Annotated in this window: 12 protein-coding genes; 8 read left to right on the forward strand and 4 right to left on the reverse strand. The window is 69.5% G+C overall.

Going from position 1 to position 13,778, the window contains the following annotated elements; all coding sequences use genetic code 11:
- The first annotated feature begins 108 nt into the window (after positions 1-108).
- The 8 genes from ACFYW5_RS21855 to ACFYW5_RS21890 all read left to right on the forward strand — a co-directional run bounded on the left by ACFYW5_RS21855 (position 109) and on the right by ACFYW5_RS21890 (position 9,979).
- Positions 109-3,066, forward strand: a complete 2,958-nt coding sequence (locus tag ACFYW5_RS21855; RefSeq protein WP_389418705.1) for a M14 family zinc carboxypeptidase — start codon at positions 109-111, stop codon at positions 3,064-3,066.
- A gap of 195 nt (positions 3,067-3,261) precedes the next feature.
- Positions 3,262-4,272, forward strand: a complete 1,011-nt coding sequence (gap, locus tag ACFYW5_RS21860; protein WP_389418706.1) for a type I glyceraldehyde-3-phosphate dehydrogenase — start codon at positions 3,262-3,264, stop codon at positions 4,270-4,272.
- Between the two features lie 134 nt (positions 4,273-4,406).
- Positions 4,407-5,618: a phosphoglycerate kinase gene (locus tag ACFYW5_RS21865; RefSeq protein WP_389418707.1), complete on the forward strand. Its 1,212-nt coding sequence runs from the start codon at positions 4,407-4,409 to the stop codon at positions 5,616-5,618.
- A gap of 6 nt (positions 5,619-5,624) precedes the next feature.
- Complete coding sequence (gene tpiA / locus ACFYW5_RS21870) at positions 5,625-6,401, forward strand: triose-phosphate isomerase (RefSeq protein WP_389418708.1); 777 nt, start codon at positions 5,625-5,627, stop codon at positions 6,399-6,401.
- Between the two features lie 102 nt (positions 6,402-6,503).
- Positions 6,504-6,734, forward strand: a complete 231-nt coding sequence (gene secG, locus ACFYW5_RS21875; protein WP_105869397.1) for a preprotein translocase subunit SecG — start codon at positions 6,504-6,506, stop codon at positions 6,732-6,734.
- A 199-nt stretch (positions 6,735-6,933) separates the two neighbouring features.
- Positions 6,934-7,269, forward strand: coding sequence for an RNA polymerase-binding protein RbpA (locus tag ACFYW5_RS21880; protein ID WP_003957010.1), 336 nt, complete (start codon positions 6,934-6,936; stop codon positions 7,267-7,269).
- A 151-nt stretch (positions 7,270-7,420) separates the two neighbouring features.
- A complete protein-coding gene (gene pgi / locus ACFYW5_RS21885; protein WP_389418709.1) occupies positions 7,421-9,073 on the forward strand; it encodes a glucose-6-phosphate isomerase in 1,653 nt (550 codons plus the stop codon).
- A gap of 84 nt (positions 9,074-9,157) precedes the next feature.
- Positions 9,158-9,979 carry a hypothetical protein gene (locus ACFYW5_RS21890; protein WP_389418710.1) on the forward strand — a complete coding sequence of 274 codons (822 nt, stop codon included), beginning with the start codon at positions 9,158-9,160 and terminating at the stop codon, positions 9,977-9,979.
- Here the strand turns inward: ACFYW5_RS21890 and ACFYW5_RS21895 are convergent.
- The 4 genes from ACFYW5_RS21895 to zwf are packed head-to-tail and all read right to left on the reverse strand — an operon-like array spanning position 9,967 to position 13,777.
- Entirely contained in the window at positions 9,967-10,353 is a 387-nt protein-coding gene (locus ACFYW5_RS21895) for a hypothetical protein (RefSeq protein ID WP_389418711.1), read from the reverse strand. The genes ACFYW5_RS21890 and ACFYW5_RS21895 overlap by 13 nt on opposite strands.
- Positions 10,354-10,413: 60 nt before the next feature.
- The gene (gene pgl / locus ACFYW5_RS21900; protein ID WP_389418712.1) at positions 10,414-11,196 is read right to left on the reverse strand and encodes a 6-phosphogluconolactonase; all 783 of its coding nucleotides are present in this window, start codon (positions 11,194-11,196) and stop codon (positions 10,414-10,416) included.
- The gene (gene opcA, locus ACFYW5_RS21905; protein ID WP_389418713.1) at positions 11,193-12,257 is read right to left on the reverse strand and encodes a glucose-6-phosphate dehydrogenase assembly protein OpcA; all 1,065 of its coding nucleotides are present in this window, start codon (positions 12,255-12,257) and stop codon (positions 11,193-11,195) included. Before opcA ends, pgl begins: the two co-directional genes overlap by 4 nt.
- Positions 12,254-13,777 carry a glucose-6-phosphate dehydrogenase gene (gene zwf / locus ACFYW5_RS21910; protein ID WP_389418714.1) on the reverse strand — a complete coding sequence of 508 codons (1,524 nt, stop codon included), beginning with the start codon at positions 13,775-13,777 and terminating at the stop codon, positions 12,254-12,256. Before zwf ends, opcA begins: the two co-directional genes overlap by 4 nt.
- Position 13,778 lies beyond the last annotated feature (1 nt).

The raw sequence follows: 13,778 nt of genomic DNA on the forward strand, positions 1-13,778 counted from the left end.
TTCTCGACACACCCCTGACTCGATCATGAGGCACCCTTGACTCGATCATGAAGTGTCATGAGCCTGGCATCTGTTCGCTGACGTGGCGAACCCACGCAAGGGGGGTTCATGAGACACAGAGCGAGATCGATCCTCGCTGTCGGCGCGCTCCTGATCGGCGGAGCGAGCATCGCACCCATCGCCCAGGCACAGAACGGCAGTTCGGACGCACCGGACGCCGACGAGGTCAAGGTCTTCCGCGCCGAGGTCACCAAGAAGCAGATCCCGCTGCTGCTGGCCGCCGGGCAGGACGGCCACGAACTCAGTGAGCAGGCGCCCGAGAAGGGCACCGCCACCATCGAGGTCTACCTCACCGACCAGCAGGCCGAGAAGCTGGAGAAACAGGGCGTCGAACTCACCGAGCACACCCTGTCCGCCAAGGCCGAGCGGCGCGTCGAGGCGGCTGCCGAGGGCGTCTACCGGCCCTACAGCGGCAGCGGCGGCCTGAAGGAGGAGATCCTCCGCGCCGGGCAGGAGAACCCCGGCCTCACCAAGGTCGTCTCCCTCGGCAAGACCGTCCAGGGCCAGGACATCCTGGCGCTGAAGCTCACCAAGAACGCCAAGAAGTCCAAGGACGGCGCCAAGCCCTCCGTGCTCTACATGTCCAACCAGCACGCGCGGGAGTGGATCACCCCGGAGATGACCCGGCGGCTGATGCACCACTACCTGGACAACTACCGGACCGACAAGCGGATCAAGAAGATCGTCGACACCACCGAGCTGTGGTTCGTGATCTCGGCCAACCCCGACGGCTACGACCACACCTTCGAGGAGGCGGGCGACCGCCTGTGGCGCAAGAACATGCGGGACGTCAACGGCGACGGCACCATCAGCACCGGCGACGGCGTCGACCTGAACCGCAACTTCGCCTACAAGTGGGGCTACGACGACGAGGGTTCGTCCCCGAACCCCACCAGCCAGACCTACCGCGGTGACGCCCCCGGCTCCGAACCCGAGACCAAGGCGATCGACGCCCTCCAGAAGCGCATCGGCTTCGAACTCGGCATCAACTACCACTCGGCCGCCGAACTCATCCTCTACGGCGTCGGCTGGCAGGTGGCCACGCACACCCCCGACGACGTGATGTACAAGGCGCTCGCGGGCACCCCCGAGAACCCCGCCGTCCCGGGCTACCACCCGCAGGTCTCCTCCGAGCTGTACACCACCAACGGCGAGGCGGACGGACACGCCGCCAACGTCAATGGCCTGGCGATGTTCACGCCCGAGATGTCGACCTGCCAGACCGTCTCGAACGTCGACCCGAACGACGCCTGGCTGCCCGGCGACTGCCAGTCCATCTTCAACTTCCCGGACGACGAGAAGCTGATCCAGCAGGAGTTCGCCAAGAACGTCCCCTTCGCGCTCTCCGTCGCCGAGTCCGCCGCCCACCCGGACCGGCCGTCCTCCTCGGTCGGCCTGAAGGTCGCCGACTTCACCCCGGCGCCGTTCACCACCTCCTACTCCCGCGGCGCCGACCAGGAGGTCTCCGTCGTCGCCCGCAAGTCCGTGCGCGACAAGGAGCTCAAGTACCGCGTCAACGGCGGCCGTACGCACGACATGACGCTGCGGCCGTGGAAGGGCGGCGAGACCTACGGCGGTGAGGACAACCTGTACTTCGACGAGTACCGGGCCAAGGTCGCCGACGGCGATGCCGGGGACAAGGTCGATGTGTGGTTCACCGGCGAGACCAGGAGCGGAAAGCCGGTCTCCAGCGAGCGCTTCACCTACACCGTGGCCGAACGCCCGCGCGCGGACACCCTGGTCGTAGCCGAGGAGGGCGCGGCCGCCACCCAGGCGCAGCTCTACGTCGACGCGCTCAAGGCCAACGGCCGCAGGGCCGCCGTCTGGGACGTGGCCACCCAGGGCGCGCCCGACGCGCTCGGCGTGCTCGGCCACTTCGACACCGTCGTCCACTACACGGGCGCCGGCGTCCCGGGCAACGCCACCCAGCTCCAGCTGCGCGCCTTCCTCAACGAGGGCGGCAGGCTGATCGAGGCCGGCGAACAGGCCGGCGGCAGCGTCGACCTCGGCGGCGGCAACCTGTCCAACGACTTCAGCCAGTACTACCTGGGCGCCTACAGCCGTACGTCCCTTCCCGGGGCCACCGCCTTCGAGGGCGCCGGTGAACTCGCGGGCACCAAGGGCGCGCTGGCCGGGGCGCCGGGCAACCCGCTGAACGCGGCCGGTTCCTACAGCGTGACCTCCGAGACCCTGCCCGTGGACCGGTTCCCGCAGTTCGCGAGCGCCGGAGCGGGCCGCTACCCGGGCACCGTCAACCCCTACGGCCCCTTCGAGGGCAGCTCCATGGCGGCCGTCACGCACAGCGACTACGCCTGGAACCGCCTGACCCGCACCATCGACCTGACCTCGGTGACCGCCGCGCAGGCACCCACCCTGCGCACCCGCATGCTGTGGAGCACCGAGCCGGGCTACGACCACGCGGTCCTGGAGGCCCGTACGGCGGGCGGCGACGACTGGACGACGCTGCCGGAGCAGGGCGGCGCGACCGGCACCGCGGTGCCCGAGGAGTGCTCGGCCGGGTACTTCATCCAGGCCCACCCCGCGCTCGAGCGGTATCTGACGCTCGCCGACGGCGCCTGCACGCCGACCGGCACCAGCGGCTCCTGGAACAGCTTCACCGGGGCGTCGGCCGGCTGGCAGGAGGTCTCCTTCGACCTGTCCGCCTACGCGGGCCGGACCGTCGAGGTCTCGCTCGGCTACATCAGTGACCCCGGCTCCGGTGGCCGAGGCGTCCTCGTCGACAACGCCTCGGTCGTGATCGGCGGCACCGCCGTCGAGACCGAGGGCTTCGAGACGTCGCTCGGCGCCTGGCGCGTCCCGGGTCCGCCCGCGGGCAGCCCCGCGGTCGTCAAGGACTGGGCGCGGGTCGGCCGGCTCTTCCAGACGTACGGCGCGGTCACCACGGACGACACCGTGCTGCTGGGCTTCGGCCTGGAGCACGTCGTCGCCCCGGCCGACCGTGCGGCCCTGATCCGCAAGGCCCTCACCTCTCTCGACACTCCGTGATCGCACGATGACGGGGCGATAGCACGAACGGGCGGTCCGTACCCCTACTGGCGGGTACGGACCGCCTGCCCGTGTATGGGGCATCTCGATGTCACCTCGGGGGCCGCAGAGAGGTAGGGTCGTAGGCGGTCGGGGACATCCCAAATACAGCTCGCCGGCACCGCATGGCCGGCGTACCAACGAGGAGATCGGTTCGTGACGATCCGCGTAGGCATCAACGGCTTCGGTCGTATCGGTCGCAACTACTTCCGCGCACTGCTGGAGCAGGGTGCTGACATCGAGATCGTGGCTGTCAACGACCTGGGTGACACCGCTACCACCGCGCATCTGCTGAAGTACGACACGATTCTGGGCCGCCTCAAGCAGGAGGTCACCCACACCGCCGACACGATCACGGTCGACGGTCACACCATCAAGGTCCTGTCCGAGCGCAATCCCGCCGACATCCCGTGGGGCGAGCTCGGCGTCGACATCGTCATCGAGTCGACGGGCATCTTCACGAAGAAGGCCGACGCCGAGAAGCACATCGCCGGCGGCGCCAAGAAGGTCCTCATCTCGGCTCCGGCCTCGGGCGAGGACATCACCATCGTGATGGGCGTCAACCAGGACAAGTACGACGCGGCCAACCACCACGTCATCTCCAACGCCTCCTGCACCACCAACTGTGTGGCGCCGATGGCCAAGGTCCTCGACGAGAACTTCGGCATCGTCAAGGGCCTGATGACGACGGTGCACGCGTACACCAACGACCAGCGCATCCTGGACTTCCCGCACAAGGACCTGCGCCGCGCCCGCGCCGCCGCCGAGAACATCATCCCGACCACGACGGGTGCCGCCAAGGCCACCGCTCTGGTCCTGCCGCAGCTCAAGGGCAAGCTCGACGGCATCGCGATGCGCGTCCCGGTTCCCACCGGTTCCGCCACCGACCTGGTGGTCGAGCTCCAGCGTGAGGTCACCAAGGACGAGGTCAACGCCGCGTTCAAGAAGGCCGCCGACGACGGCGACCTGAAGGGCTACCTGTTCTACACCGAGGACGAGATCGTCTCCTCTGACATCGTCAGTGACCCGGCCTCCTGCACCTTCGACTCCTCCATGACCATGGTCCAGGAGGGCAAGACGGTGAAGATCCTCGGCTGGTACGACAACGAGTGGGGCTACTCCAACCGCCTCGTCGACCTCACGGTCTTCGTCGGCAACCAGCTCTGATCCCCGGAGCAGGCACTTCGATGTGACAGCAGGGCTCGGGCGGCGCAGGGACGCGCCGCCCGGGCCCTGTGTCACGTACCGACCGGCCCTCTTAGGATCACGAGCATCACGAACACTTCTCGGGAGCCCTCTCAATGAAGACGATCGACGAACTCCTCGCCGAAGGCGTCACCGGCAAGCGGGTCTTCGTCCGCGCCGACCTCAACGTGCCGCTGGACGGCGCCACGATCACCGACGACGGCCGCATCCGCGCCGTCCTGCCCACCGTCAAGGCCCTCGCCGAGGCGGGCGCCCGCGTGGTCGTGGCCTCCCACCTGGGCCGCCCCAAGGGCGCCCCGGACCCCGCCTTCTCGCTCGCCCCGGCCGCCGCCCGGCTCGGTGAACTCCTCGGCGTGGAGGTGGCGTTCGCGACCGACACCGTCGGCGAGTCCGCCCAGGCCGTCGTCGCGGGCCTCGCCGACGGCCGCGTCGCCGTCATCGAGAACCTGCGCTTCAACGCCGGCGAGACCGCCAAGGACGACGCCGAGCGCGCCGCCTTCGCCGACCGGCTGGCCGCCCTCGCGGACGTCTACGTCGGCGACGGCTTCGGCGCCGTGCACCGCAAGCACGCCTCCGTGTTCGACCTCCCGGGCAAGCTGCCGCACTACGCCGGCCACCTCATCGCCACCGAGGTCGGCGTCCTGAAGAAGCTCACCGACGACCTCCAGCGCCCGTACGTGGTCGCGCTCGGCGGCGCCAAGGTCTCCGACAAGCTCGCCGTCATCGACCAGCTGCTCGGCAAGGCCGACCGCATCCTCATCGGCGGCGGCATGGCGTACACCTTCCTCAAGGCCAAGGGGTACGAGGTCGGCGGCTCCCTCCTCCAGGAGGACCAGGTCCCGGCCGTGCGGGAGTACATCGAGCGCGCGGAGGAGAACGGCGTCGAGCTGGTCCTCCCCGTCGACGTCCTCGTCGCCGGCGAGTTCCCGGACCTGAAGGCCAAGGCCCCGACCCACCCCACGACCGTCGCCGCGGACGCCGTCCCCGCCGACCAGCAGGGCCTGGACATCGGTCCGGAGACCCGCAAGCTGTACGCCTCGAAGCTCGCCGACGCGGCCACCGTCTTCTGGAACGGCCCCATGGGCGTCTTCGAGCACCCCGACTACGCCGAGGGCACCAAGTCGGTCGCCCAGGCGCTCATCGACTCCCCGGCCTTCACGGTCGTCGGCGGCGGCGACTCCGCGGCCGCCGTCCGCACCCTGGGCTTCGACGAGACCGCATTCGGCCACATCTCGACCGGCGGCGGCGCCTCCCTCGAATACCTCGAGGGCAAGACGCTCCCCGGCCTCGCCGCACTGGAGGACTGACCCTCAATGAGCACCCGTACGCCGCTGATGGCGGGCAACTGGAAGATGAACCTCAACCACCTCGAGGCCATCGCCCACGTCCAGAAGCTCGCCTTCGCCCTGGCCGACAAGGACTACGAGGCCGTAGAGGTCGCCGTCCTGCCGCCCTTCACCGACCTGCGCTCCGTACAGACCCTGGTCGACGGCGACAAACTGAAGATCAAGTACGGCGCCCAGGACCTGTCCGCCCAGGACTCCGGCGCCTACACCGGCGAGATCTCCGGTGCGATGCTGGCCAAGCTGAAGTGCACGTACGTGGCCGTCGGCCACTCCGAGCGCCGCCAGTACCACGACGAGACCGACGAGATCGTCAACGCCAAGGTCAAGGCCGCCTACAAGCACGGCCTGACCCCGATCCTGTGCGTCGGCGAGGAGCTGGACGTCCGTGAGGCGGGCAACCACGTCAGCCACACCCTCGCCCAGGTCGAGGGCGGTCTGAAGGACCTCCCGGCCGAGCAGGCCGAGACCGTCGTGATCGCCTACGAGCCCGTGTGGGCCATCGGCACCGGCAAGGTCTGCGGCGCCGAGGACGCCCAGGAGGTCTGCGCCGCCATCCGCGCCAAGCTCGCCGAGCTGTACACCCAGGAGCTGGCCGACAAGGTCCGCATCCAGTACGGCGGCTCGGTCAAGTCCGGCAACGTCGCCGAGATCATGGCACAGGCCGACATCGACGGCGCGCTGGTCGGCGGCGCCTCGCTCGACGCCGACGAGTTCGTCAAGATCGTGCGCTTCCGCGACCAGTAAGTATGCGGTAGCGGCGATCCGTCGTACCCTTGCGGGGGCACAGCCCGGTGGCTGTGCCCCTGTCGTCCATCCAGATCCGAGGAAGTTGGTCCAGCCGTGGTTATGGGGTTCTCGATCGCCCTGATCGTGTTCAGCGGTCTGCTGATGCTGCTGGTGCTGATGCACAAGGGCAAGGGCGGCGGCCTCTCCGACATGTTCGGTGGCGGCATGCAGTCGTCCGTCGGCGGCTCCTCGGTCGCCGAGCGCAACCTCGACCGGATCACCGTCGTGGTCGGTCTGCTCTGGTTCGCGTGCATTGTCGTGCTCGCCCTTCTGATGAAGGTGAACAACTGACCGGCACGCACAATCCGTACGTAAGGCCCCATGTTCGGTACGCGCAGCTGAGCGCCGCCTATCATGGGGCTTGCGTCTAGATGTGGGAGCTGTAACTCCAACCACTGGACGCGCGTTGGGCCTTACGTAGACTGAGGCGCTCGCAACGAAGCGAAACGCCGACTCGCTTCGCGGCACCATCACGCAGGGAGTTACGACCGTGGCAAGTGGCAACGCGATCCGAGGAAGCCGGGTCGGGGCGGGGCCGATGGGCGAGGCCGAGCGTGGCGAGTCCGCGCCCCGGCTGCGCATCTCCTTCTGGTGCTCCAACGGGCACGAGACCCAGCCCAGCTTCGCCAGCGACGCGCAGGTTCCCGACACCTGGGACTGCCCGCGCTGCGGCTTCCCCGCAGGGCAGGACCGGGACAACCCGCCGGACCCGCCGCGCACCGAGCCGTACAAGACGCACCTGGCGTATGTACGGGAGCGGCGCAGCGACGCGGACGGCGAGGCGATTCTCGCCGAGGCGCTCGCCAAACTGCGCGGCGAGATCTAGGAGTCGATGAACGGCCAGGCACCGGACGGTGCCTGGCCGAAGCTGTTTCACGGCCGCCTTCTTCGTCCTGTCGTTCCTCGCGCTCATACCTGTGCTGATCAATTAGGTTGGGAACAGCGGGGACAGGTACGAAAGAAGGCTGAAGTCCGAGATGAACCAAGACGGCCGTACCAGGCTCAACCAGACGCCCGAGTGGACCGCTCTGGCCAAGCATCGCGAGGAACTCGGCGAGCTCGCCCTGCGCGAGATCTTCGCCGCCGACCCCGGCCGCGGCACCGGCTACACGCTCCAGGTCGGCGATCTGTACATCGACTACTCCAAGCACCTCGTCACCGACGAGACGCTGCGCCTGCTGCGTGAGCTGGCCGCCGCCACCGACGTGTTCGGGCTGCGCGACGCCATGTTCCGCGGCGAGAAGATCAACGTCACCGAGGACCGGGCGGTACTGCACACCGCGCTGCGCGCCCCGCGGGACGCGGTCATCGAGGTCGACGGGGAGAACGTGGTGCCGGGTGTGCACGCGGTCCTCGACCGGATGAGCGACTTCGCCGACCGGGTCCGCTCCGGCGCCTGGACCGGACACACCGGCAAGCGCATCAAGAACGTCGTCAACGTCGGCATCGGCGGCTCCGACCTCGGCCCGGCGATGGCGTACGAGGTGCTGCGCGCGTTCACCGACCGCGAGCTGACGGTCCGGTTCGTGTCCAATGTCGACGGCGCCGACCTGCACGAGGCCACCCGCGACCTGGACGCGGCGGAGACGCTGTTCGTCATCGCCTCGAAGACCTTCACCACCATCGAGACGATCACCAACGCCACCTCGGCGCGCAACTGGCTGCTGGGCGAGCTGAACGCCGGGCAGGAAGCGGTCGCCAAGCACTTCGTGGCGCTGTCGACGAACACCGAGAAGGTGGCGGAGTTCGGCATCGACACCGCGAACATGTTCGAGTTCTGGGACTGGGTCGGCGGACGCTACTCCTACGACTCGGCGATCGGCCTCTCCCTGATGATCGCCATCGGCCCGGACCGCTTCCGCGAGATGCTCGACGGCTTCCGGCTGGTCGACGAGCACTTCAGGACCGCCCCCGCCGAGTCCAATGTGCCGCTGCTGCTGGGCCTGCTGGGCATCTGGTACGGCAACTTCCATGACGCGCAGTCGCATGCCGTGCTGCCCTACAGCCACTACCTGTCCAAGTTCACCGCCTACCTCCAGCAGCTAGACATGGAGTCCAACGGCAAGTACGTCGGCCGGGACGGGCGACCCGTGGACTGGCAGACCGGGCCGGTGGTGTGGGGCACGCCCGGCACCAACGGGCAGCACGCCTACTACCAGCTGATCCACCAGGGCACCAAGCTGATCCCGGCCGACTTCATCGGCTTCGCCGAGCCGGTCGCCGAACTGAGCGAGGAACTGAAGGCGCAGCACGACCTGTTGATGGCGAACTTCTTCGCCCAGACCCAGGCGCTGGCCTTCGGCAAGACTCCCGAGGAGGTGCGTGCGGAGGGGGTGCCGGAGGAACTGGTCAGCCACAAGACCTTCCAGGGCAACCACCCGACCACCACGATCCTCGCCCGGGAACTGACCCCGTCGGTGCTCGGCCAGCTGATCGCCCTCTACGAGCACAAGGTGTTCGTCCAGGGCGCGGTGTGGAACATCGACTCCTTCGACCAGTGGGGCGTCGAACTCGGCAAGGTCCTCGCCAAGCGCGTCGAGCCCGCCCTCACCGAGGGCGCCGACGTCCCCGGTCTGGACGCCTCCTCCCGGGCACTGGTCGCCAAGTACCGGGAACTGCGCGGACGGTGAGCCGGAAAGCGGGCGGCGAAGCGCCGCCCGCTTCCACTAGACTCCCCCGACGATCAAGGAGACGATCACTCGGGGGAGTGCAAGTTGACCAGTCCTCAGGGGAGTTGGACCGGCGGCACGCTGACCGCGCGGGACTTTCTGAAGCCGCAGCGGGTGGCGCGGGCGATGTTCCACCCGCGGTGGATACCGGCCTCGCTCGATGCGTCCGTCGAGACCCTCAAGCGGATCAGGATCATCGCCGGGGCGGTCGCGGCGGTGGGCGTCTACACCTTCGTCGAGGGCGGGTTCGCCTTCGACGAGATCCTGGAGAACGCGCTGACCGCGTCCGCGGTGCTGCTGCTGATCACGCCGCTCACGGTCGGCGTGATGCTCTACCGCTGGCGGCGCGCGGGCAACTGGCGGCTGGTGCGGCAGCCGTTGATGAACTCGCTGAAGCTGCTGTTGCTGTTCATCGGCTCGGTCGTCACGACGGTGCTGCTGTTCCAGCTGTCCACGGCGATCGGGGGCCTCGCGATGCTGCCGGTCGGCCTCGCGGCGCTGTGGATGACCGGCTTCGTCGCCGCGGGCGCCTTCCGGATCTCCGGCAACTTCTTCGGCACGGCCGCGGTGCACCGGTGTCTGCCGCCGCTGCTCGCCACGGTGACGACCTGGCTGATGGCCCTTCCCGATCTCCTCACGGGTGATCTGCACGGCCTCGGCCTGGCGATGGGCATCCTGTTCATCCTGGGGGCGCCGGTGACTGTCACGAGCATCGCGCTGCTGGAGATGGGGCGGCTGAAGCGGTACTACGGCATCCGGCTGGACGCGCATCCGGCGACCCTGCCCACGGTGATTCCGCCGATGCCGTCGGCTCCGCCGCCGTACGTTCCTCAGCAGGGCCATCCGTACGGGCCCTACGGGGTGTGACGGCCGTCGGGGTGCGTCAGGCCACGGCGCTCAAGGTGTCCGTCAGCCGGCGCCGGGCGGCCCGAGCCGCCGGAAGCGCGGCGAGCGGCCCCGATGCCGCTCGAACTGCCCTGGGCGTCGATCAGCCACCGCCCGAGCGGCGCCCCCAGGGCCGTGCCGACGACCACCGCGGCCAAGCCGTGCAGGCCGTCGAACTGAGCGGAGTTGTCTGGCTGGACTTCACCGCCGGCGGGGGAGGGCAACAGGGCAAGGTCGACCAGTGGGAGAGTGGGCTGCCCGAGATCACCGTCGAGGCGGTGCGCGAAGGACGCACCGCCGCAGGTGCCGGTGGTGGTCTTCTTCGCCTTCCAGCGGCACTTCGTGCAGGGCGTCATGGCCGGGTCGGTGAAGTAGAAGGAGCGGTGGGGGAGTTGCCTCCCCCACCGCTCTTCGTCCTACGCGGACGCCGGCGGGTACAGCGACCGCGGGAGCCGGCCGGCCGCCGCCGTGTCCAGCAGCCACAGGGTGCGCTGCCTGCCGTGCGCGCCCGCCGCCGGGGCCTGGACCTCGCCCGCGCCCGACAGGGCGATGGCCGCGGCCTGGGCCTTGTCCTCGCCGGCCGCCAGCAGCCACACCTCACGGGCCGCCCGGATCGCCGGGAGGGTGAGGGTGATCCGGGTCGGCGGGGGCTTGGGCGCGCCGTGCACGCCGACCACCGTCCGCTCGGTCTCGCGGACCGCCGGCAGCTCCGGGAACAGCGACGCCACGTGCGTGTCCGGCCCGACGCCCAGCATCAGGACGTCGAACGTCGGAACCGCGCCGTGGTTCTCGGGGCCTGCCGCGCGGGCCAGTTCGGCGGCGTAGGCGGCCGCCGCCGCGTCCGCGTCGGCGCCGTACGGGCCGTCCGAGGCGGGCATGGCGTGCACCCGCTCGGGGGCCAGGGGCACCGAGTCCAGCAGGGCCTCGCGGGCCTGCGTGACATTGCGCTCCGGATCCCCCTCGGGCAGGAACCGCTCGTCGCCCCACCACAGGTCCAGGCGCCCCCAGTCGATGGCGTCCCGGGCCGGGGCCGCCGCCAGCGCGGCCAGCACGCCGTTGCCGTTGCGGCCCCCGGTGAGGACCACCGACGCGGAGCCCCGGGAGGTCTGGGCGTCCACGATCTTCGTGATCAGCCGGGCCGCCGCGGCCTGCGCCATCAGCTCCTTGTCGTGGTGCACGACCAGCTGCGGAGTGCTCACTTCGCCGTCGCCTTCTTCGCGGGGGCCTTCTTCGCCGGAGCCTTCTTCGCGGCCTTCTTGGCGGGGGCCTTCGCGGCCTCCTCCACGGGTGTCTCCACCGCGACGGGCCCCTCTTCGGCCACCGCCTTCTCGGCCTCCGCGTTCAGCCGCTCCACCCCGAACTTCAGCGCCGAGGCGTAGGTGTCGTCCGGGTCGAGCCGCCGCAGCTCCTCCGCGATCAGCTCGGCCGTGTCCCGCCGCTTCAGCGCCACGGCACGGTCGGGCTGGCCCTCGATGGACAGCGTCGCCAGCGAGCCGTCCGCCCGGTCCAGCACGATCGGACCGCAGTCGGTGGTCATCCGTACCGCCGTCAGACCGGGGCCCGCCGACAGCGACCGCTTCACGGGGACGTCGAGCCGGTCCGCGAGCCACATCGCCAGCAGCTCACAGCTCGGGTTGAACTCCTCGCCCTCCACCTCGACGCCCTTGACCTCGCAGGTGACCTGGTCCAGCGCCGCGGCCAGCATCGAGCGCCAGGGCGTGATGCGGGTCCACGACAGGTCCGTGTCGCCGGGGGTGTAGGCGCCGGCCCGGGCCTCCAGGTCCCGTACCGGCTGCTCGGAGGCGTAGGTGTCGGTCACCCGGCGCTGGGCCAGGGCGCCCAGCGGGTCGCTGGCCGGGTCCAGCGGCGCGTCCACCGGCCACCAGACCACGACCGGCGCGTCCGGCAGCAGCAGCGGCAGGACCACCGACTGGGCGTGGCCGACGACATCGCCGTACAGCCGCAGCACGATCGTCTCGCCGGTGCCCGCGTCCGCGCCCACCCGCACCTCGGCGTCCAGCCGGGACTTCGTGCGGTCCCGGGGGGAACGCGAGACGCGCTTGATGACCACGAGCGTGCGCGAGGGATGCTCGCGCGAGGCGTCGTTGGCGGCCTTGAGCGCGTCGTACGCGTTCTCCTCGTCCGTCACGATGACCAGCGTGAGCACCATGCCCACGGCAGGCGTGCCGATGGCCCGGCGGCTCTGGACGAGGGCCTTGTTTATCTTGCTGGCCGTGGTGTCCGTCAGGTCTGTCTTCATGGCCGGCGCCAGCTCCGTCCGTCTCGCTCGAGCATCTCGTCCGCCTCGACGGGCCCCCAGGTACCGGCCGGGTACTGGGCCGGAGTGCCGTTCTTGTCCCAGTACTCCTCGATCGGGTCGAGAATCTTCCAGGACAGCTCGACCTCCTCCGTGCGCGGGAAGAGGTTCGAGTCGCCGAGCAGGACGTCCAGGATGAGGCGCTCGTACGCCTCCGGGCTGGACTCCGTGAAGGACTCGCCATAGGCGAAGTCCATGGACACGTCCCGGATCTCCATGGAGGTGCCGGGCACCTTGGAGCCAAAGCGGACCGTGACGCCCTCGTCCGGCTGGACGCGGATCACGATCGCGTTCTTGCCCAGCTCCTCCGTCGCCGTGTGGTCGAAGGGGGAGTGTGGCGCCCGCTGGAACACCACCGCGATCTCGGTGACCCGGCGGCCGAGGCGCTTTCCGGTGCGCAGGTAGAAGGGGACGCCCGCCCAGCGGCGGTTGTCGACCTCCAGCTTGACCGCGGCGTAGGTGTCGGTCTTCGACTTGGCGTCGATGCCCTCCTCCTGGAGGTAGCCGACCGCCTTCGCACCGCCCTGCCAGCCGGCCGCGTACTGCGCGAACACGGTGTCCCGGCCCAGGTCCTTCGGCAGCCGTACGGCACCGAGCACCTTGGTCTTCTCGGCGGCCAGCGCGTCCGCGTCGAAGGAGGCGGGCTCCTCCATGGCCGTCAGGGCCATCAGCTGGAGCAGGTGGTTCTGGATGACGTCACGGGCGGCGCCGATGCCGTCGTAGTAGCCCGCCCGGCCGCCGATGCCGATGTCCTCGGCCATCGTGATCTGCACATGGTCCACGAAGGACCGGTTCCAGATCGGCTCGAACATCGTGTTGGCGAAGCGCAGCGCCAGGATGTTCTGGACGGTCTCCTTGCCCAGGTAGTGGTCGATGCGGAAGACCTGGTCCGGGGCGAAGACCTCGTGCACCACCTTGTTGAGCTCCTCGGCCGACTTCAGGTCGTGGCCGAAGGGCTTCTCGATGACCGCGCGGCGCCAGGAGCCGCCCGTCTGGTCGGCGAGACCGTGCTTCTTCAGCTGCTGGATGACCACCGGGAAGGAGCGCGGCGGCACCGACAGGTAGAAGGCGAAGTTGCCGCCCGTGCCCTGCTGTTTGTCCAGCTCCTGGATGGTGTCGCGCAGCCGCTCGAAGGCGTCGTCGTCGTCGAACGTGCCCTGGACGAATCGCATGCCCTGGATGAGCTGGTGCCAGACCTCCTCGCGGAAGGGGGTCCGGGCGTGCTCCTTGACCGCGTCGTGGACCTCCTGGGCGAAGTCCTCGTGCTGCCACTCACGCCGGGCGAAACCGACCAGCGAGAAGCCCGGTGGCAGCAGACCCCGGTTCGCGAGGTCGTACACGGCGGGCATGAGCTTCTTTCGTGACAAATCGCCCGTGACGCCGAAGATGACCAGGCCCGACGGCCCCGCGATACGCGGGAGCCGTCGGTCGGCGGGGTCACGCAGCGGGTTGCTGCTCGACAAG

This window comes from Streptomyces sp. NPDC002779 (assembly GCF_042888685.1).
Taxonomy (GTDB): domain Bacteria; phylum Actinomycetota; class Actinomycetes; order Streptomycetales; family Streptomycetaceae; genus Streptomyces.